The following is a 21,067-nucleotide window of genomic DNA, read 5'->3' on the forward strand; positions in this document are numbered from 1 at the left end:
ATCTCGGCCAACAAGGGGGAACCGGTCAGGCATCGTGCACCTCCCTCGGCGCGACAGCCTGATCGCGATCCTTCAGGAAATAGCGCAAAACCAGCACGAAAAACAACGGAACGAAGAAAATAGCCAGAAGGGTGGCACTGATCATGCCGCCCATCACCCCGATGCCGATCGCGTTCTGCGCCCCCGAGCCGGCCCCGTTGGCGATCGCCAGCGGCAGCACGCCGAGGATGAAGGCGAACGAGGTCATCAGGATCGGACGCAGGCGCTGCTGCGAGGCCTCGATCGCCGCGTCGAGCAGGGATCGTCCCTCCTCGTGCAGGGCCTTGGCGAACTCGACGATCAGGATCGCGTTCTTGGCGGTGAGGCCGATGGTGGTCAGCAGGCCGACCTGGAAATAGATGTCGTCGGGCAGCCGCGCCAACGTCACCGCCCCCACCGCGCCGAACACGCCGAGCGGCACCACCAGCATCACCGAGAACGGGATCGCCCAGCTTTCGTAAAGGGCGGCGAGGCAGAGGAACACCACCACCACCGACAGGGCGTACAGCGCCGGCGCCTGCGACCCGGCCATCCGCTCCTCGTAGGAGAGGCCGGTCCAGGAATAGCCGATCCCGGGCGGCAACTTCTTGGCCAGATCCTCCATGATCGCCATCGCCTCGCCCGACGAGCGGCCGGGCGCGGGCGAGCCCATGATCTCGCGCGACGGCACGCCGTTATAGCGTTCAAGCTGGGGCGAGCCGAAATCCCAATGCGCGGTGGCGAAGGTCGAGAACGGCACCATCGCCCCGGCGGCATTGCGCACTTCCCACCGGTTGACGTCGTCGGGATTCATCCGGAACGGGGCGTCGGCCTGGACATAGACCTTCTTGACCCGGCCGCGCTCGATGAAGTCGTTGACGTAGACCGAGCCCCACGCCGCCGACAGGGTGGTGTTGACGGTCGCCAGCGACAGGCCGAGGGCGCTGGCCTTCTCGCGGTCGATGTCGATCTTGTATTGCGGCACGTCCTCGAGGCCGTTGGGGCGGACGCCGATCAGCGCCGGATTCTGCGCCGCCATCCCCAGCAGCTGGTTGCGGGCCTGCATCAGGGTGGCATGGCCGACGCCGGCCAGATCCTGCAATTGCAGGTCGAAGCCGGTGGCGTTGCCGAGTTCGATCACCGCCGGCGGGGCGAACACGAACACCATCGCGTCCTTGATCCGCGACAGCGCGCCCATCGCCCGGCGCGACACCGCCGGCACCCGCTGGCGGGCCTCCTTGCGCAGGCTCCAATCCTTCATCCGCACGAAGGCCATGCCGGCATTCTGGCCGCGACCGGCGAAATTGAAGCCGGCCAGGGTGAACACGCCCTCGACCGAATCGCTTTCCTGCTTGAGGAAATAGTCGCGCACGGTGTCGAGGGTGGCGGCGGTGCGGGCGCGCGGGGCGCCGGGCGGGGCCTGGACCATCACGAACATCGTGCCCTGGTCCTCTTCCGGCAGGAAGGCCGAGGGCAGGAAGGCGAACATCGCCCCCAGGCCGCCGACGATCACCAGATAGACCAGCACATAGCGGATCTTGCGGGCCAGCACATGGCGGACGCCGTTGCCGTAGAACCGCCGCGACAGGTTGAACAGCTGGTTGAACCGGCCGAAGAAGCCGGTGGTGGCCCAGCCATGGCCGCGCTCGACCGGCTTCAGCAGGGTGGCGCACAAGGCCGGGGTCAGGATCAGGGCCACCACCACCGACAGCGCCATCGCCGACACCAGGGTCAGCGAGAACTGACGGTAGATCGCCCCGGTCGAGCCGGTGAAGAACGCCATCGGCACGAACACCGCCGACAGCACCAGGGCGATGCCGACCAGGGCGCCGGTGATCTGGTCCATCGATTTGCGGGTGGCTTCCTTGGGCGGCAGGCCCTCCTCGCTCATCACGCGTTCGACGTTCTCGACCACGACGATGGCGTCATCGACCAGCAGGCCGATCGCCAGCACCATCGCGAACATCGTCAGGGTGTTGATGGTGAAGCCGCAGGCGGCGAGGATGCCGAAGGTGCCGAGCAGCACCACCGGCACCGCGATCGCCGGGATCAGGGTGGCGCGCCAGTTCTGCAAAAACAGCAGCATCACCAGCACCACCAGGACGATGGCCTCGATCAGGGTCTTGACCACCTCCTCGATCGACAGCCGCACGAACGGGGTGGTGTCGTAGGGATAGACCACCTCGACGCCCTGCGGGAAGAACGTCTGGAGGGTGGCCATCTGCTTCTTGACCGCCGCGACGGTGTCGAGCGCGTTGGCCCCGGCGGCGAGCTTGATGCCCATCGCCGCGGCGGGGTGGCCGTTGAACTTGGCCTGGACCTCGTAATTTTCCGAGCCGACCTCGATCCGGGCGACGTCCTTGAGCCGGACCTGCGAGCCGTCGGTGTTGACCTTGAGCAGGATGCGGGCGAACTGGTCGGGGGTTTCCAGCCGGCTCTGGGCCAGGATGGTGGCGTTGATCTGCTGGCCCTCGACCGCCGGATTGCCGCCGAGCTGGCCGACCGAGACCTCGGCGTTCTCGGCGGTGATGGCGTTGACGATGTCGGTGGTGGTCAGCGCGTAGCTGATCATCTTGTCCGGGTTGAGCCAGACCCGCATCGCGTGCTGGGCGCCGAACACGGTGACCTCGCCGACGCCGTTGACCCGGCTGACCGGGTCCTGCACCCGCGAGGTCAGCAGGTCGGTCAGGTCATGCTGGGGATAGCGGTCGTCGGGGGCGTAGATCGCCGCCACCATCAGGAAGTTCTTGGCCGCCTTGGCGACCTTGACGCCCTGGTTCTGCACCTCCTGCGGCAGCAGCGGCATCGCCAGTTGCAGCTTGTTCTGCACCTGGACCTGGGCGATGTCGGGATTGGCCTCGGGGTCGAAGGTGATGGTGATGGTGACGTTGCCGGCGGAATCCGAGGTGGACGACATGTACCGGATATGGTCGATGCCGTTCATCTTCTGCTCGATCACCTGGGTGACGGTGTTCTCCACCGTCTGGGCCGAGGCGCCGGGATAATAGGCGGTGATCGCCACCGCCGGCGGGGCGATGCGCGGATATTGCTCGATCGGCAGGGCCAGGATCGACAGCCCGCCGGCCAGCATGATGACGATCGCGATGACCCAGGCGAAGACCGGGCGATCGATGAAGAAACGCGACATGGGGGGACGTCTCCGGTCAGTGCGCGGCGGCGGGAGCGGCGGGAGCGGCGCCCGGGGCGGCGGCGAGCCGCACCGGCATGCCGGGACGGATCTTCTGCAACCCTTCGGTCACCACCACGTCGCCATCGGCCAGCCCGTCCTCGATCAGCCACGAATCGCCGACCGCCGGGCCGACCTTGACCGGGCGCGGCGCCACCTTCGATTCGGCCCCGACCACCCAGACGACGGTGCTGCCGTCGGCGTTGCGGACCAGGGCGCGCTGCGGCACCAGCAGGGCGTTGTCACGCACCCCCTGCTCGACCCGGGCGCGGACGAACAGGCCGGGATAGAGTTCGTGGCGGGAATTGGGGAACACGGCGCGGACCTGGACCGCCCCGGTGGTCTGATCGACCGTCACCTCGGAGAATTGCAGCCGGCCGGCCTGGTCGTAGACCTGGGTGGTGCCGTCGAGCAGCAGCTGGACCGGGGCGTCCTCGACCGGGCGCTGCTGACCGCGCGAGGCCTCGCGCCGCATCCGCAGCAGATCCGAGCTCGACTGGCTGACATCGACATAGATCGGGTCGAGCTGGGTGATGGTGGCGAGGTTGGTCGACTGGCCGGCGGTGACCAGCGCGCCCTCGGTCGAGGCCGACCGGCCGATCCGCCCCGAGATCGGGGCATAGACCTTGGTGTAGGCGAGGTTGATCTGGGCGGTGCGCACCGAGGCCTCGGAGGCGAGGATCTGGGCGCGGGCCTGATCGAGGCTGGCGACCGCGTCGTCGTAATCCTGGCGCGACACCGCGTTGATCTGCACCAGCTCGGCATAGCGCGAGGCCTTGGCCTCGACCGATTTCAGCGTGGCGCGCGCCTTGGCGAGATCGGCCTGGGCGCTGGCCAGCGTCGCCTGATAGGGGGCGGGGTCGATCTGGTAGAGCTGCTGGCCCTCCTTGACCTCGCTGCCTTCCTTGAACAGGCGCTTCAGAATGATCCCACCGACCTGGGGCCGCACCTCGGCGACGCGATAGGCCACGGTCCGGCCGGGCAGATCGACGGTCACCGCGACGCTTTTCGGAGTGACGGTGACGGTCGACACCTCGGGCGGCGGCATCGCCGGGGCGCCGGACGCTTTCTTGCCATCGTCACAGCCGCCGGCGGCCAGCGCGAACACAGCAAGGACGGCCAGGGAAACAACTCTGGGGGCGAAAGGCATGGGGTGGGATCCTCAAAGGCTGCGGCGACGTCAGCGGAGCGGGGGGGGTGGACGACGCGGCGTAGAGAGTGTACCGTACCGTACAGTTTAGTCCAAATCAAGCCGGTTCGGCGGCACGCGCCGAACGGCAGGGAGTAGATAGTTCGTCATGATACCGGCAAAGCCGCAGAATCGGGGCCTGGCCCGCCGCCAGGCAATGATCGACGCGGCCAAGGAGCTGTTTCTCGAAAAAGGCTTCGGCGGCACCAGCCTCAGCGACATCCTCGACCGGTCGAAGGGATCGCGCAGCACGCTGTACGAACAGTTCGGCAACAAGGAAGGCTTGCTGCGGGCGATCGTCGCCGAGGAAACCACCCGGATCTGGGACCTGTTCACCGACGAACCGGGGCCTTGCAGCTTCTGCGAGGATGGGCTGGTCGCGCTCGGCACCGCCTTCGTCCAGGCCGCGCTGACCCCCAACGCGATCGCGGTGTTCCGCATCCTGGTCGCCGAGGGCCACCGCGTCCCCGACATCGCCGAATTCTTCTTCAATGACGGGCCGCGCGCGCTCAAGACCCGCCTCGCCGAACGGTTCCGCGCCGCCCTGCCCCCCTCCTCCGACGAGGCCGAGCGGGCCGAGGCCTATGCCCGGATCTATCTCGGCGCGGTGATGGGCGACCTTTATGTCCGCCTCGCCCTCGGCCTCGAATCCCAGCCGCCGACCGAGGCCCGGATCGAGGCCCATGTCCGCGCCGCGGTGACGGTGTTCCTCGACGGCGTCGGCCGTCCCGCCGCCAAGCCGGCCTGACCCTCCGGGGCCGCCGCTCAGGCCGCCACGGCGGGAGGCACCGGCCGGCGGTCCTTGCGGGCGAGGCAGGGCCGCTCGACCCGGCGCCACAGCAGCGCCGCCCCCGCCAGCGCCAGCGGGGTGACGGTCAGATGCAGGATCATCGGGGTGATCGCCTCCGGCCCGATCGCGTGGATCAGGCTCTGCTGGATCGGAAAGGCGAGCAGGTAGGTGCCGTAGGACAGATCGCCGATCCGGCCGGTCAGGTCGAAACGCGGCGGATGGGCCAGCGCGGCGTAGATCACCAGATAAGGCAGGCACAGGGCATAGGCGACCGGCGCGGCGGCGCTGCCGGCGGCCCCCCACAGCGCCAGCAGGCCGACCAGGGCCAGCGGCCCCGACAGCGGCACCCGGTCGCGCCACGCCCACAGCGCCGCCCCGCTGAAGAAGGCGAGGCCGTAGCGCAACACGGGATAGGCGCAAAGCCCGCTCCACACCACCGGCCCCGGCGCGCCCCAGCCCAGGCCGCCCCAGCCGGCCGCCACCGCGAAGGCGAGCGCGAACGCCGCCAGCACCGCCAGGATCAGCCCCCGGGCGAGACCGCCCAGCACCTTGAGCGGCACCAGCAGCAGGTAGAAGCCCACCTCCAGCGGCAGGGTCCACAGCGAGCCGTTGACGGCGGCGCCGCCGAACACCCCGGGCAGGACGAACACCGGCCCGCCCGGCAGCAGGATGTTGCCGAGATAGGCCCAGGTGGCCGGCGCGGAGAAATACGCGTCGAGCGGCAGGGTGGTCGCCAGCGGCCCGAGCAGCAGCACCGAGGCCAGCACCACCACCGCCAGCGCCGGCAGCAGGCGCAGCGCCCGGGCCCGCAGATAGGCCCATGAGTCGCGTCGCGCCGCCGAGCGGGTCACCAGGAAGCCGCTGATCACGAAGAACAGGGTGACGCCGAATCCGCCACCCGTATCGTAGTCGAGCAACATCGGCGCCAGCCGGTCGCCGGTCCCGAGGATCAGGTAATCGTGGCTCCACAGCACCATCAGCGCGGCAAACAGCCGGATCAGGTCGAAATTGTTGTGGCCGCGCCGTTCGAGCGCCGCGCCGATGCTGAGTCCCCCGTTGCCACCCATGAAGTCCGCCCCCTCCGTTGCCGCCGCGGTTCGACGCCGGACGGGGACGATACCCAAATTCGGGCGGCATGGCGGGGGGACCGCCCCTGAATGATGCTTTGTTCATATTTTGATATGGACTTTTGGCATATAACTCCCCACATCAACCGGATCAGGCCGTGCGCCCCGGTTATGGCAGCCGCAAAGAAAATCCCCTTTTAGATGAGGAATTGACCGGGCGCGCGCATAGACCAGCATTAAAAGATGACGGGTCTGGAGGGGTGGTTTACGATATAAACAGATAACATAAATCCCGTTACGTCACGCTTTTAGTACGGGAAACACTGTATGGCAGCAATACGCGCCTTCCAGACGAGGCGCCGTAAGGGGTTTTGTCATGTCGATCAAACGGTTCATTTCGGTCTGCCTCACGGCGATCTCCGCCGTTGTGGTGGCGCTGGCGATCGCATTGTTCAGCGATAATTGGAAAAGCTTCAGCTATGCGCGTGATGCGGGCGAGCTGGTCCAGGTGCTGGGGGCGCTGACCCAGGTGTCGGAGGCGCTGTCGCCGGAACGGGGGGCGACCAGCGTCGCGCTCGACGGCGACCCCGCCAACCGCAAGACCCTCGACGAGGCCCGCGCCGGAGTCGACCGTGCCTTCGACGCGGCGCTGGCCCAGGCGCGCGGCACCACCCAGCCCGACATCCTGGCGATGACCCGCGCGCTGGAGCAGATCCGCGCCGACAACGTCCGCCTGCGCGCCGAGGCCGATGCCCTGGCCGGCGGTCCGAGCGACCAGATCGCCGCGTTCCGCCCCCGCTTTTTCAACGCGATGTTCGAGGTGCTCAACCGCACCAGTGCCCTGACCGCGACGCTGGAGCGGCGGCTGGTCGGACTCGACGCCGACGTCGCCAGCCCGGCGGCGCTGGCCGGCACCGCCTGGGCCCTGCGCGATCAGGCCGGGCGCTTCTCGACCCAGCACATCGCCGCGATCACCTCGGGCAAGCCGTTCTCGCCCGAGCTGCTGCGCGACCTCTATCTCGGCCGGGGCCGGGTGGCGCAATTGTGGGAGCAGCTGCGCGACAAGGCCGGCGGGCCCGACAGCCCGGCCGGGCTGCGCGAGGCGCTCGGCAAGCTCGAAGCCGGCTTCTTCACCCCGTTCCAGCCGCTGAGCGACCGGGTGTTCAAGGCCGGCCTGGGTGACGGCGTCTACGACCTCACCCCGGCCGAATGGCGGCGCCAGACCGCGCCGATGCTGAAATCGCTGATGCTGATGCGCGACGCCGCCATCGCCGAGGCCGGCCAGGTCGCCGCCACCCACCGCGACCAGGCCCTGCGCGCCCTGCTGCTGCTCGGCCTGCTGCTGGCGGTGGCGGTGGTGGTGCTGGCCGGGGCGGTGATCGGCATCCAGCGCCGGGTGGTGACGCCGCTGTCCGGCCTGACCGGCACCATCGGCGCCTTCGCCGCCGGCCAGCGCGCCTTCACCGTGCCGCACGCCGACCGCGACGACGAGATCGGCCAGATGGCCAAGGCGATCGAGGTGCTGCGCGCCAATGCCTGCGACGCCGACGACCATGCCCGCCAGGAGGCCGCCGACGCCACCGCGCGCGATCAGCGCCGGTCGCAGGTCGAGGCGGTCACCGCCCGCTTCGTCACCTCGATCAACACGGTGGTCGAGGGGGTCAGCGTGGCGATCGAGGGGCTGCGCCGGGCCACCACCACCCTGTCCGCCACCTCGGCCACCACCACCGAACAGTCCGGGGTGGTCGCCAACGCCGCCGACCATGCCAGCAGCAACGTCCAGACCGTCGCCGCCGCCGCCGAGGAACTGTCCAACAGCATCCAGGAGATTTCCCGCCGGGTCGCCGAGACCGCCCACGCGATGGACGGGGCGGTGCATCAGGCCCAGGCCACCGACGCCACCGTGCGCGGGCTGGCCGAGGCCGCCCGCCGCATCGGCGACGTGGTCAGCCTGATCACCGACATCGCCAGCCAGACCAACCTCTTGGCGCTCAACGCGACCATCGAGGCGGCGCGGGCCGGCGAGGCCGGCAAGGGCTTCGCGGTGGTGGCGGGCGAGGTCAAGAGCCTCGCCAACCAGACCGCCAAGGCCACCGACGACATCCAGGCCCAGGTGGCGGCGATCCAGGCCGAGACCGAACGCGCGGTCGAGGCGATCGGCGGCATCAGCGCCACCATCGCCACCGTCAACCAGTACACCATCGGCATCGCCAGCGCGGTCGAACAGCAGGGCGCCGCCACCCAGGAGATCGCCCGCAACGTCCAGCAGGCCGCCGCCGGCACCGCCGAGGTGTCGCACTCGATCGGCCGGGTGCTGGAGGCCGAGCGCGCCACCGCCACCGCCGCCACCGAGCTGTCGGCCCTGGCCGACCGGCTGCACGGCGAGAGCGACCGCCTCAAGAGCGAGGTCGGCGGCTTCGTCGCCGAGGTCAAGGCCAATTGATGCGCCGCCCCGCGAGGGGCTTTATCGCCAGCGCCCGGCGCTGTAGATGCGAGGGACCCGACCGATGTCGATCAAGACCTTCATTTCCGCCTGTCTGGGGGCGATCGCCGCCTTCATGGGGCTGATCGCGCTGTTCCTGTTCAGCCAGAACTGGAAGGATTATCAGTCCGCCCGCGACGCCGGGACCCTGGTCGGCCTGCTCGGCGCCTCGACCCGGGTGACCGAGGGGCTGGCGATCGAACGCGGCGCCACCAACGTGGTGCTGGAGGGCAACGCCGCCGGCCGCGCCGCGCTCGATCAGGTGCGCGGCCGGCTCGACGCCAGTTTCGAGGCGGCGACCGCCCAGGCCAAAGGCGCCGGGGTCGCCGAGGGCGCCGAGGTCCTGAAGACGCTGGAGACGATCCGCGCCACCCTCCGCACCTGGCGCGACAAGGCGGACGCCTTCACCCCGGCCACCCCGGAACAGGGGGTGGCGATGCGCCAGGAATTCGGCAAGGCGGTCTATGAGGCGATGAACCTCGCCCTCAAGAGCAACGCCATGCTCGAACGCCATCTGGTCAAGCTCGACGCCGAGGTGGCCAATCCGGCGATGCTGGCGGGCGAGAGCTGGAACCTGCGCGACCTGTCCAGCCGGGATTCGACCTCCTACATCGTCGCCCTCACCGCGTCGAAGCCGATCGACGCCGCGCTGCTGCGCGAGATGACCCTGTCCGACGGGCGGATCCGCCAGACCTGGGAACGGCTGGCCGAGCGCGCCGGGGCCGCCGACAGCCCGGCCGCCCTGCGCGAGGCGGTCGCCAAGGTCGAGGCCAGCTACATCACCCCGATGAAGGCGCTGCGCCAGCGGGTGATCAGCGCCGGCACCACCGGCGCCGGCTACGACCTCGACGCGGCCGAATGGCGGCGCCTCACCGGGCCGATGATGCAATCGACCCTGGCGATCCGCGACGCCGCGCTGGAGGAAGCGGCCCGGGTCGCCGACACCAACCGCGGCGAGGCCCTTAACACCCTGCGGCTGCTCGGCCTGCTGCTGGCCGCCGCCACCGCCACCCTGGCCGGGTCGGTGATCGCGATCCAGCGCCGGGTGGTGACGCCGCTGTCCGACCTGACCGGCACCATCGCCGCCTTCGCCGCCGGCCAGCGGAGCTTCAGCGTCCCCCATGCCGGCCGCGCCGACGAGATCGGCCAGATGGCCCAGGCGATCGAGGTGCTGCGCGCCAATGCCTGCGACGCCGACGACCATGCCCGCCAGGAGGCCGCCGCCGCCGCCGCGCGCGACCAGCGCCGCAGCCAGGTCGAGGCGGTCACCGCCCGCTTCGTCACCTCGATCGACAAAGTGGTCGACGGGGTCAGCGTCGCGATCGAGGGGCTGCGCCGGGCCACCGCCACCCTGTCCGCCACCTCGGCCACCACCACCGAACAGTCCGGGGTGGTCGCCAACGCCGCCGACCATGCCAGCAGCAACGTCCAGACCGTCGCCGCCGCCGCCGAGGAACTGTCCAACAGCATCCAGGAGATTTCCCGCCGGGTCGCCGAGACCGCCCACGCGATGGACGGGGCGGTGCGTCAGGCCGAGGCCACCGACGCCACCGTGCGCGGGCTGGCCGAGGCCGCCCGCCGCATCGGCGACGTGGTCAGCCTGATCACCGACATCGCCAGCCAGACCAACCTGCTGGCGCTCAACGCCACCATCGAGGCGGCCCGCGCCGGCGAGGCCGGCAAGGGCTTCGCGGTGGTGGCGGGCGAGGTCAAGAGCCTCGCCAACCAGACCGCGCGCGCCACCGACGACATCCAGACCCAGGTGGCGGCGATCCAGGCCGAGACCCAGCGCGCGGTCGAGGCGATCGGCGGCATCAGCGCCACCATCGCCACCGTCAACCAGTACACCATCGGCATCGCCAGCGCGGTCGAGCAGCAGGGCGCCGCCACCCAGGAAATCGCCCGCAACGTCCAGCAGGCCGCCGCCGGCACCGCCGAGGTGTCGCATTCGATCGAGCGGGTGCTGGAGGCCGAGCGCGCCACCGCCACCGCCGCCACCGAGCTATCCGCCCTGGCCGACCGCCTGCACGGCGAGAGCGACCGCCTCAAGGGCGAGGTCGGCGGCTTCGTCGCCGAGGTCAAGGCGGGCTGAGCCCCCGGCGCGGCGGCACCGCCGCGCCGCCGCCCCCTTGCGGGCGACAGCATCGCCTCTATCCCCAGTTGATTTTGATCAAGCAAAACGGCAGGCCAAATGGCCTGCCGGGCGTCCGCGCGCTATTACCTACGAAGGGTGGTGGTGTTTTGCCGCATTGTTCAGCCAATGCATTTACCGGACGACAAACTTTTTTACTTATAGGTCATTCTTCACACGGCGCCATTTTCCATCGGAAGAAATCCGACCGGCCCGCACCAGATAATACCGTCGTGAGGGGATGACATATGTCTATCAGCAAGTTCATCTCGGCCTGCCTCGTCGCGATCGGCGCCGTCATGGTGCTGATGGCGCTGCTGCTGTTCAGCCAGAACTGGCGGGACTTCCAGGCCGCCAACGACGCCAGCGTGCTGGTCCGCCTGCTCGGCGCCTCGACCCGGGTGACCGAGGGACTGGCGCTGGAACGCGGCGCCACCAGCGCGGTGCTGGAGGGCAATGCCCCCAACCGCCAGACGATGGATCAGGCCCGCGCCCGCCTCGACGCCGGGTTCGAGGCGGCGCTGCGGGAGGCGGCCGGATCCTCGCTGCCCCAGGCGCGGGAAACCCTGCAAACGATCGAGGGGATCCGCGCCACCATCCGCGACTGGCGCGGCAAGGCCGACGCCTTCACCCCGACCGCGCCCGAACAGGACGCCGCCCTGCTCAAGCAGTACGCCGCCGGGGTCTACGAGACGATGAACCTCGCCCTCAAGACCAACGCGATGCTGGAACGCCATCTGGTCCGGCTCGACGCCGAGGTCGCCAACCCGGCGATGCTGGCGGGCGAATCCTGGAAGCTGCGCGATCTGGCCGGGCGGGATTCGACGCTCTACATCACCGCGCTCAATTCCCGCCAGACGCTGACCTCGCGCCTGTTGCAGGACATGCGGGTGTCGGAGGGACGGATCCAGCAGACCTGGGAGCGGCTGAAGGAAAAGGCCGGCGGCCCCGACAGCCCGGCCGGCCTGCGCGAGGCGGCGGGCAAGACCGAGGCCGGCTACATCACGCCGATGCAGGCCCAGCATGTCCGGGTGATCACCGCCGGCCTCGCCGATGGCGCCTATGACCTCGACGCGGTCGAATGGCGGCGTCAGGCCGGGCCGATGCTGCAAGCGACCCTGGCGATCCGCGACGCCGCGCTGGAGGAGGCGACCCGGGTCGCCACCACCAACCGCGAACAGGCGCTGCATTCCCTGCTGCTGCTCGGCCTGCTGCTGACGGTGGCGGCGGCGGTGCTGGCCGGGGCGGCGCTCGGCCTCCGCCGCCGGGTGGTGACGCCGCTGTCCGACCTGACCGGCACCATCGCCGCCTTCGCCGCCGGCGAGCGGAGCTTCACCGTGCCCCATGCCGGCCGCGCCGACGAGATCGGCCGGATGGCCCAGGCGATCGAGGTGCTGCGCGCCAATGCCTGCGAGGCCGACGAGCATGCCCGCGCCGAGGCCGCCGACGCCGCCGCGCGCGACCGCCGCCGCACCCAGGTCGAGGCGGTCACCGTCCGCTTCGTCGATACGATCGACAACGTGGTCGAGGGGGTCAGCGCGGCGATCGACGGGCTGCGCCGGGCCACCACCACCCTGTCCGCCACCTCGGCCACCACCACCGAACAGTCCGGGGTGGTCGCCAACGCCGCCGACCATGCCAGCAGCAACGTCCAGACCGTCGCCGCCGCCGCCGAGGAACTGTCCAACAGCATCCAGGAGATTTCCCGCCGGGTCAGCGAGACCGCCCAGGCGATGGATGGGGCGGTGCATCAGGCCGAGGCCACCAACGCCACCGTGCGCGGGCTGGCCGAAGCCGCCCGCCGCATCGGCGACGTGGTCAGCCTGATCACCGACATCGCCAGCCAGACCAACCTTTTGGCGCTCAACGCGACCATCGAGGCGGCGCGGGCCGGCGACGCCGGCAAGGGCTTCGCGGTGGTGGCGGGCGAGGTCAAGACCCTGGCCAACCAGACCGCGCGCGCCACCGACGACATCCAGACCCAGGTGGCGGCGATCCAGGCCGAGACCCAGCGCGCGGTCGAGGCGATCGGCGCCATCAGCGCCACCATCGCCACCGTCAACCAGTACACCATCGGCATCGCCAGCGCGGTCGAGCAGCAGGGCGCCGCCACCCAGGAAATCGCCCGCAACGTCCAGCAGGCCGCCGCCGGCACCGCCGAGGTGTCGCGCTCGATCGGCCGGGTGCTGGAGGCCGAGCGCGCCACCGCCACCGCCGCCACCGAGCTGTCCGCCCTGGCCGACCGGCTGCACGGCGAGAGCGACCGCCTCAAGGGCGAGGTCGGCGGCTTCGTCGCCGAGGTCAAGGCGGGCTGAGCCCTCCCCTCTGCCCCGGCGACGGCCGCGGCCGCCGCCGGGGCGAGCGAAGGCGCCGTCGCCGCCGCTCTGCGAGCGATTCTTAGAATCTGTTGCTCCGCACGTTCTCCCTGCGTAAGATTACCTATCAGACGCAGTCGCAGAGGCGCGTCCGGCCGGTCCGGACGCGAAAGGATGGAACGGACGATGGGCAGCGGAACGAGACTCGCCGGCGCGGTGATGGCGGCGGTGCTGTGGAGCGGAACGGCCGTCGCGGCGGAACCGCCGCGCTGGGCGGCGGCGGCCGAGCGGGTGATCGCCGAGATCGACCGGGCCGAGAGCGCCGCCCGGGCCGGTCAGGCCGAGGCGGCGGAAGAGGCCGCCATCGCCAGCTATTTCGAGCAGTACGAGGCCGGCGGGATGGAAATCGCCGCGCGACGGACGCTGGGGATCGCCCGGGTCGGCGAGGTCGAGGCCCTGTTCGCCGAGTTGCAGAAACGGGCGGCGGAGAAACGCGGCCTGGGCGAGACCGCCGCCGCCCTGCGGACCGCCCTGCGCGCCGACGCCCGCCGGCTGGATGCCGAGAAGGTGGTGGTCGAGGGAGGCGGACAATGAGGCGGCCGCTCCTGCTGCTGCTGGCCCTGCTGGCGCTCCTGTGCGGTCCGGCCGGGATGGCCCGGGCCGAGGGGCTCGACCTGCCCCAGGCGGTGGCGGCGGTGCAGGCCGAGGGCGACGCCCTGGTCGCCGCCTACCAGCCCCAGCAGCGGCTGGTGACGATGCGCGGTTTTTCCGCCCTGTATTTCCAACGATTCGACGGCCCGCTCGAAAACGCCATCGGCGCGGCCGATCCCGGACTGAAAACCGAGCTGGAGGGCGGGTTCGCCCAACTGATCGGGCTGGCCCGCCAGGGGGTGCCGCCCGAGACCCTGGCGGCGGCCTGGAACGGCGTGCGCGGCCAGCTCGATCTGGTGCCGGCGCGGCTCGACCGGGGCGGCTTCTGGTCCACCCTGCTGCAATCGATGCTGATCCTGGTCCGCGAGGGGGTCGAGGCGCTGCTGGTGGTGTCGGCGCTGCTGGCGGTGCTGACCCGCACCGGGGCCGGCCAGCATGCCAGGGTGATCTATCAGGGGGTGGCCTGGGCGGTGGTCGCCAGCCTGGGGCTGGCCTGGGTGATCAGCGAGGCGGTGGCGCTGTCCGGCGCGGCGCGCGAGGCGATCGAGGGCGGCACCATGCTGGTGGCGGCGGCGGTGCTGTTCTACTGCACCTGGTGGCTGCTGGCCAAACGCGAGGCGGCGCGCTGGCAGGCCTATGTCCAGGCCCAGATCGGCGCGGCGGCGGCGGGGCGGCGGCTGTTCGCCCTGGGCTTCGCCGCCTTCCTCGCCGTGTTCCGCGAAGGGGCGGAAACCGTGCTGTTCTATCAGGCGCTGCTCGCCTCGGCCCCCGGCCAGGAGGCGGCGCTCAGCCTCGGCATCGCCGTGGCGGTGATCGCCCTGGCGGCGATCTATCTGGCGATGCGCTTCCTCACCGTGCGGCTGCCGCTCAAACTGTTCTTCAGCGCCACCGCCGCCCTGCTCTACTACCTCGCCGTGAGCTTCGCCGGCAACGGCGTGGTCGAGATGCAGACCGCCCGCGTCCTGCCGGCGACGGTGCTGCCCGGCTGGCCGACCCTGTCCTGGCTCGGGATCCATCCCACCCTGGAGGGGATGGCGGCGCAGGGGCTGCTGGTGCTGCCGACCGTGGCGGTGGGGGTCTGGTGGCTGTGGCGGCGTGACCGCGCCGGCCGCCCCCGGGTGGCGTCGTGACCACGCTGCCGGCCTGCGGCGCGGCGCGGCGGGCCGCCCGCTGGGCGGCGGCGCTGGAACGGGCGCTGGCGCCCCGGCTGCGCTTCCTGCCCTGGATCCATGCCGGGATGTTCCTGCTGTTCCTGCTGGTGGTGGCCGGGCCGCTGCTGCTGCCACCGGCGGCGCCGCAGACCCCGCTGTGGCGCGACGCGGCGGCGGCGGCCAATTTCCTGCTGTGGGGACTGTGGTTCCCGCTGATGTTCCTGTCGGTGATCGGCGCCGGCCGCGCCTGGTGCGGGCTGCTCTGCCCGATGGGGGCGGCGGCGGAATGGGGCAACCGGCTCGGCCCGCGCCGGGCGATTCCCGGCTGGCTGCGCTGGCCCGGCACCCCGATCGTCAGCTTCGTGGTGATCACCGTGCTGGGCCAGACCGTCGGCGTGCGCGACCATCCCGAGGCGGTGGCCGAGATCTTCGGCGGCACGATGGCGGCGGCGATCCTGTGCGGCTTCCTCTATGGCCGGCGCAAGCGGGCGTGGTGCCGCCATGCCTGCCCGATCGGCCTGCTGCTCGGGGTGTTCTCCCGCCTCGGCGCGGTCGAGTTCGCCCCGCGCGTCCGCCTGGACGGCGACGAGGGCTACACCGAGCGCGGCCTGTGCCCGACCATGATCGACCTCGCCCGCAAGCATGAATCCCGCCACTGCATCGAATGCCTGCGCTGCGTCAATCCCGGCGCGGCGGGCGGCATTCATCTGCGCCTGCGCCCGCCCGGGGCCGAGATCGCCGCGATCCGTACCGCCAACCCCAACGGCTGGGAGGTCGGCTTCCTGTTCCTCGCCATCGGCATCGCGCTGAGCGGCTTCCTCTGGCTGGTGCTGCCGCAGTTCCAGGACTGGCGCCAGGCCCTGGGCGAACTGGCGGTCGATCACGGCTGGGACGGGCTGCTGCGCGCCGGGCCGTCCTGGCTGATGAGCGTCCATCCCGACCGCAACGAGGTGTTCCTCTGGCTCGATTTCGCCCTGATCCTCGGCTTCATGCTGGGGGGCGCGCTGGCCTCGTTCGGGCTGCTGGCGGCGCTGACCGCGCTGGCGGCGCTGCTGGCCGGCCGCGCCGGGGCGACGGGCGGGTTCCGCCGCCGCGCCATCGAGCTGGGCTATCAGTTCGCCCCGGTGGCGATGATGTCGCTGCTGCTCGGCCTCGGGGCAAAATTGTTCGAGCTGCTCGCCCTCACCCCGCTCGGCCCCGGCGGCGCGGCGCTGGCCAAGGCCGCGTTGTTCCTGGCCGGGCTGGTGTGGAGCCTGTGGCTGGGGCAGCGGATCCTCGCCGGCCAGGGCCTGTCCCCGGCCGGGCGGATCGGACCGCTGCTGCCCGGGCTGCTCGGCAGCGTCGCGATCGGCGCCGCCTGGAGTCCGGCGATTTTCGGCGGCTGAGCCGGGGCGGAGCGCTTTCGCGCCCGGGCTGCCGTCGCTTTGTGATATTAGTCTTAACCGCATCAATGAGGAGTGGAACCGATGAACAGACTTGTGGCCGCGACGGCGCTGGGACTGGTGCTGGGGGCAGGCGTGGCGGCGGCGGCCGAACATCCGATCGGACGGGCGATCGAGCGCGACGGGATGCGGATCGGCGCCGTCTACCTCCAGGGGGTGATGATGGAAGGGATGGAGCATGACGCCCACGATCCCGGCGCGGTCCATCTCGAGGCCGACATCCACGCCCTCAAGGGCAACAAGAACGGCTTCGCCGCCGGGGAATGGATCCCCAATCTCGGCGTGTCCTATCTGGTGACCAAGCCGGGCGATCCCTCGGTCCAGTTGAAGGGCGAGCTGATCCCGATGGTGGCCAATGACGGCCCGCATTACGGCCAGAACGTGGTGCTGCCCGGGCCGGGCAAGTATCACGTCGCCTTCCACGTCACGCCCCCCAACGAGCACGGCTTCACCCGCCACATCGACAAGGAAACCGGGGTCGGGCCGTGGTGGAGCGGCTTCGACCAGGAATGGGACTTCACCTTCGTCGGCAGCGTCGGCAAGAAGGGCGGCTACTGACGCCCGCCGCCCTCCCCTCCCCCTCGCCCCTCCCCGCCGCGGCCCGGCGGAGAGGGGAATTTCCTTGACTTCGCCGTCAGGATCGGTATGGTGCCGCCCCTGATCTTCCTTCGGAAACTTCGTTCGGGATATTCAAGATGGCCAAGCCTGCCACCATCCTCATCAAGCTGCTGAGCACCGCCGGGACGGGCTTCTTCTACGTGGCCAAAAAGAACCCGCGCAAGACCACCGAAAAGCTCGAGTTCCGCAAGTACGACCCGGTCGTGCGCAAGCACGTGCAGTTCAAGGAAGCCAAGATCAAGTAGTTGGCTTTCGACCGCACGGTCGAATGATGAGCGGGCGCCGGCGACGGCGCCCGTTTTGTTTTGGGCCAACGCGGGGCTCCGCCCCGCCCCCGCCAAGGGCCGCAAGGCCCTTGGATCCCCTTGATGGTCGGGGCGCGGACCGGCCTGTCAGCTTGGGCGCGGATGTTGGCCGCGCGAAGGGCAAGGAACGGGTTTCAAGGGCCTTGCGGCCCTTGGCGGGCGTGGGCGGAGCCCACGAATGGTCTTCAGTCTTTTGAAACGCTAGTCTTCCTGTTCGAGTGAGGTGACGTAGCGCAATCCGTCGAGGGCGGTGGTGAACCAATCCTCGCGGGTTTCGTCCTCGGCGCAGACCAGATAGGCCGGGCGGCGGAATTCCGGCGCGCCGGTCACCACGAACAGCCGGCCGGCGGCGATGTGCGGCCGGGCCACCCGCATCGGGAAATAGCCGGTGCCGCCATGGGCCAGGATGTGCTGCAACCCCATCGCCCCCAGCCCGACCGACACCGCCGGGGTCTTGAGGTCGGGGAAGGCCTGGCTGTGGGCGGCGCGGAAATCCGGCCCCCAATCGACCAGGACGTAATCGTCATCCCATTCCTCGGCGCTGCGGCGTCGGGTCGAGACCAGCACCAGCCGCTCGTCGACCAGCTTCTCGATATGCAGCCCGGGGCGGCTGGTCGGCGAGTACATCACGCAGACGTCGAGCAGCCCCTCGATCAGCTTGCGCATCAATCCGTCCGACAGCCCGACCTCGACCCGCAGCGCCACCTCGGGCATCGCGGTGCGCATCCACGGGATCCACTGCACCAGCAACCGGTCCCACAGCGACACCTCGCCCCCCACCGTCAGCACGGTGCGGAAGCCCGGCGGCAGCGCCAGTTCCTGGCGGGCCTGTTCCCAGATCCGCACCATGGTGGTGGCGTAGCGGCGGAACTGCATCCCGGCGGCGGTCAGCTGGGTGCCGGATTTCGAGCGGACGAACAGCGGCCGCCCCAGCTCGTCCTCCAGCGCCTTGATCCGCATGCTGACGGTGGATTGGGTCACCGACAGCCGCTCGGCCGCCTTGTTGAAGTTGCCGGTATCGACGATTTCAAGAAAGGTGCGGGCGAGATCGATGTTCATCGGGGGAGTCCAGGTCAACCGGCGGATGCCGCGTTGCAAAACGCCGCACTCTTACCCCATGCGCGGTCAAGCTTCAACCGCGCCGAGATGGCACATCAATAATTTTGATCGATAGCGCCCCGCGCCGGGATCCCGTCCCGGGCGGGGGGACCAGCCCCCCGGCCCGGTCGCGATTCAGGCGCTGGCGCGCGCCTTGACCTCACCCCGCGTGCGCGAGGCGTAATCCTTCAATTGCCGCTCGATCGAATCGAACGCCTCGCGCAGGGCGAGATAGATGTCCTCGTTGACGTGCGCGTCCTTGGGGTCGCGCTTGACGACCAGTTCGGACCCGGGCACGGCGATGCTGACGCGGATGTGAAACGGCTCCCCCTTGTGATGGCAGTTTGACTTGTTGCGATGGTGCGCCTCGATCACAACCCGGCAGGACGTGATCCGGTCGAACAGGGCATGGATCTTGTCCACGCGTTCGCGGATGCGGGTCTCGACGGCCTCGGAGTGATCGATGCCGTGAAAGGTGATCTGGAGGGGAATCTGCATCAACGTCTCCCTTATAACGGTCACACGCCCGTTCCGCCGCGATACTGTCGCGGCGTGGTCCCGGGAGAACGGCTCCCGACGGCTAGCGGCGGAACGCTTCCCCGGGACGAACCATTGTTTCGGAGAATCGACACACTTGCAACACCCGCTCCGGCATCGCATATCAGGGCGCCTTGTTTTTTCATCCCTTTCGACGGAGACCTTTCCCCATGGCCGAAGAGAAGCGGCAATTCCAGGCCGAGGTCGGCAAGCTGCTCGACATCGTCGTCCACTCGCTCTACTCCAATAAGGAGATCTTCCTGCGCGAGTTGATCTCCAACGCCTCGGATTCCTGCGACCGACTGCGTTATGCCGCGCTGACCCAGCCCGAACTGGTTGCGGACGGGGCCGAGTTCCGCATCCGCCTGATCCCCGACAGTGCCGCCGGCACCCTGACCATCGCCGACAACGGCTTCGGCCTCGATCATGACGACCTGATCAACAATCTCGGCACCATCGCCAAGTCCGGCACCGCCGAGTTCCTCAGCCGCCTGACCGGCGACGCCCGCAAGGATGTCAGCCTGATCGGCCAGTTCGGCGTCGGCTTCTATTCCGCCTTCATGGTCGCCGACCGGGTCAGCGTCACCACCCGCAAGGCCGGCGACGACAAGGCGTGGCGCTGGGAGTCCGACGGCAAGGGCGAGTTCACCGTCACCCCGGTCGAGGCCGCCGATCGCGGCGCCGCCATCACCCTGCATCTGCGCGAGGATGCCAAGGAGTTCCTGGAGCCCATCCGCCTCAAGTCGGTGGTCAAGCGTTACTCCGACCACATCGCCATCCCGGTGCTGCTGAAGGAAGGCGAGACCGAGGACAGCATCACCTCGGCCAGCGCGCTGTGGACCCGCGCCAAGTCCGAGATCACCCCCGAGCAGTACCAGGAATTCTATCACCACGTCGCCCACGCCTTCGACGAGCCCTGGGCGGTGCTGCACAACAAGGCCGAAGGCGCGATCGAGTACACCAACCTGCTGTTCGTGCCGAAGAGCAAGCCGTTCGACCTGTTCAACCCCGACCGCAAGCAGCACGTCAAACTGTACGTCCGCCGCGTGTTCATCACCGACGATTGCGAGGAGCTGCTGCCGCCCTATCTGCGCTTCGTGCGCGGCATCGTCGACAGCCAGGACCTGCCGCTCAACGTCAGCCGCGAGATGCTCCAGCACAATCCGGTGCTGGCCAAGATCCGCTCCGGGCTGGTCAAGCGCGTCCTCGGCGAGCTGAAGAAGCGGGCCGAGGCCGAGGACGGCGATTACGCCACCTTCTGGGACTCCTTCGGCGCGGTGCTGAAGGAAGGCCTCTACGAGGATTTCGAGCGGCGCGAGGACATCCTCGAGCTGTGCCGGTTCCGCTCGACCACCCAGGACGGCTGGGTGTCGCTGGCTGACTATCTCGGCCGGATGAAGGACGGCCAGGACGCGATCTACACCATCACCGGCGACGACATCGCCGCCCTGCGCAAGAGCCCGCAGCTTGAGGGCTTCGCCGCCAAGGGGGTCGAGGTGCTGCTGCTGACCGACCCGATCGACGAGTTCTGGGTCTCCGCCGTCAGCGCCTATAAGGACAAGCCGTTCCGCTCGGTTGCCGCCGCCGGGGCCGATCTGGCCAAGGTCCAGGCCGCCGAGGGCGACGAGCGGCCCAAGGCCGAGGAGGCCCCGGCCGACGAGGTCACCGCCCTGATCGCCGCCGTCAAGCTGGCCCTCGGCGACAAGGTCAAGGATGTCCGCGCCTCGGAACGTCTGACCGAATCCGCCGTCTGCCTCGTCGCCGACGAGGGGGAAATGAGCCTGCACCTCGAAAAGCTGCTGCGCGCCCACCGTCAGGTCGAGGCCGAACGGCCCCGCATCCTCGAAATCAACCCGCGCCACGGACTGATCAAGGGGCTGGCCCATCGGGTCAAGGAAGGCGGCACCGACGACGCGGTCGAGGATTTCGCGGCGCTGCTGTTCGATCAGGCCCGCATCCTCGAAGGCGAACCCCCGGCCGATCCGGCCGCCTTCGCCCGCCGTCTCACCGCGGTGATGGAAAGAAGCGTCTGAAACGCGGGCTCTGCCCGCACCCGCCAAGGGCCGCAAGGCCCTTGGATCCCATC

The 21,067-nt window shown here is 69.8% G+C and carries 15 protein-coding genes; 10 read left to right on the forward strand and 5 right to left on the reverse strand.

The annotated features are described in order from the left end of the window. Window positions 1-25: 25 nt before the first annotated feature. Together ACFSNB_RS09930 and ACFSNB_RS09935 are read right to left on the reverse strand one after the other, a co-directional pair. Window positions 26-3,166, reverse strand: coding sequence for an efflux RND transporter permease subunit (locus tag ACFSNB_RS09930; RefSeq protein WP_377316034.1), 3,141 nt, complete (start codon window positions 3,164-3,166; stop codon window positions 26-28). A 16-nt stretch (window positions 3,167-3,182) separates the two neighbouring features. Beyond that, entirely contained in the window at window positions 3,183-4,355 is a 1,173-nt protein-coding gene (locus ACFSNB_RS09935) for an efflux RND transporter periplasmic adaptor subunit (RefSeq protein ID WP_377316036.1), read from the reverse strand. Window positions 4,356-4,551: 196 nt separating this feature from the next. Between ACFSNB_RS09935 and ACFSNB_RS09940 the strand changes: the two genes are divergently transcribed. Beyond that, window positions 4,552-5,142, forward strand: coding sequence for a TetR/AcrR family transcriptional regulator (locus ACFSNB_RS09940; RefSeq protein ID WP_377316038.1), 591 nt, complete (start codon window positions 4,552-4,554; stop codon window positions 5,140-5,142). Between the two features lie 17 nt (window positions 5,143-5,159). Here ACFSNB_RS09940 and ACFSNB_RS09945 read toward each other — a convergent pair whose 3' ends face one another. Next, window positions 5,160-6,251 (reverse strand): acyltransferase family protein, encoded by a 1,092-nt coding sequence (locus tag ACFSNB_RS09945; protein WP_377316040.1) that lies wholly within the window; start codon window positions 6,249-6,251, stop codon window positions 5,160-5,162. A 376-nt stretch (window positions 6,252-6,627) separates the two neighbouring features. On the opposite strand from ACFSNB_RS09945, the gene ACFSNB_RS09950 reads away from it, so the two are divergent. From ACFSNB_RS09950 to rpmG, 8 genes are all read left to right on the forward strand, one after another. Then, window positions 6,628-8,694 carry a methyl-accepting chemotaxis protein gene (locus ACFSNB_RS09950; RefSeq protein WP_377316042.1) on the forward strand — a complete coding sequence of 689 codons (2,067 nt, stop codon included), beginning with the start codon at window positions 6,628-6,630 and terminating at the stop codon, window positions 8,692-8,694. A gap of 64 nt (window positions 8,695-8,758) precedes the next feature. After that, window positions 8,759-10,825, forward strand: a complete 2,067-nt coding sequence (locus ACFSNB_RS09955; RefSeq protein ID WP_377316044.1) for a methyl-accepting chemotaxis protein — start codon at window positions 8,759-8,761, stop codon at window positions 10,823-10,825. Between the two features lie 287 nt (window positions 10,826-11,112). Then, on the forward strand, window positions 11,113-13,179 hold the full coding sequence (locus ACFSNB_RS09960) for a methyl-accepting chemotaxis protein (protein WP_377316046.1): 2,067 nt from the start codon (window positions 11,113-11,115) through the stop codon (window positions 13,177-13,179). Window positions 13,180-13,353: 174 nt separating this feature from the next. Next, complete coding sequence (locus tag ACFSNB_RS09965; RefSeq protein ID WP_377316048.1) at window positions 13,354-13,773, forward strand: hypothetical protein; 420 nt, start codon at window positions 13,354-13,356, stop codon at window positions 13,771-13,773. After that, on the forward strand, window positions 13,770-14,960 hold the full coding sequence (locus ACFSNB_RS09970; protein ID WP_377316050.1) for an FTR1 family iron permease: 1,191 nt from the start codon (window positions 13,770-13,772) through the stop codon (window positions 14,958-14,960). The genes ACFSNB_RS09965 and ACFSNB_RS09970 overlap by 4 nt, the downstream gene beginning before the upstream one ends. Then, window positions 14,957-16,366 (forward strand): 4Fe-4S binding protein, encoded by a 1,410-nt coding sequence (locus tag ACFSNB_RS09975; protein ID WP_377316052.1) that lies wholly within the window; start codon window positions 14,957-14,959, stop codon window positions 16,364-16,366. The genes ACFSNB_RS09970 and ACFSNB_RS09975 overlap by 4 nt, the downstream gene beginning before the upstream one ends. 81 nt (window positions 16,367-16,447) lie before the next feature. Then, the gene (locus ACFSNB_RS09980; RefSeq protein WP_377316054.1) at window positions 16,448-16,981 is read left to right on the forward strand and encodes an iron transporter; all 534 of its coding nucleotides are present in this window, start codon (window positions 16,448-16,450) and stop codon (window positions 16,979-16,981) included. Between the two features lie 137 nt (window positions 16,982-17,118). After that, entirely contained in the window at window positions 17,119-17,286 is a 168-nt protein-coding gene (gene rpmG / locus ACFSNB_RS09985; protein WP_002725389.1) for a 50S ribosomal protein L33, read from the forward strand. 261 nt (window positions 17,287-17,547) lie between these two features. On the opposite strand, the gene ACFSNB_RS09990 is transcribed toward rpmG, so the two are convergent. After that, window positions 17,548-18,405 (reverse strand): LysR family transcriptional regulator, encoded by an 858-nt coding sequence (locus ACFSNB_RS09990; protein ID WP_377316056.1) that lies wholly within the window; start codon window positions 18,403-18,405, stop codon window positions 17,548-17,550. A 174-nt stretch (window positions 18,406-18,579) separates the two neighbouring features. Beyond that, window positions 18,580-18,942 (reverse strand): HPF/RaiA family ribosome-associated protein, encoded by a 363-nt coding sequence (locus ACFSNB_RS09995; RefSeq protein WP_377316058.1) that lies wholly within the window; start codon window positions 18,940-18,942, stop codon window positions 18,580-18,582. Between the two features lie 209 nt (window positions 18,943-19,151). Here ACFSNB_RS09995 and htpG point away from each other — a divergent pair, with 209 nt between their 5' ends. Continuing rightward, the gene (htpG, locus tag ACFSNB_RS10000; RefSeq protein ID WP_377316060.1) at window positions 19,152-21,014 is read left to right on the forward strand and encodes a molecular chaperone HtpG; all 1,863 of its coding nucleotides are present in this window, start codon (window positions 19,152-19,154) and stop codon (window positions 21,012-21,014) included. The last annotated feature ends 53 nt before the right edge of the window (window positions 21,015-21,067 follow it).

This window comes from Phaeospirillum tilakii, assembly GCF_042683125.1.
Classification (GTDB): Bacteria; Pseudomonadota; Alphaproteobacteria; order Rhodospirillales; family Magnetospirillaceae; genus Phaeospirillum; species Phaeospirillum tilakii.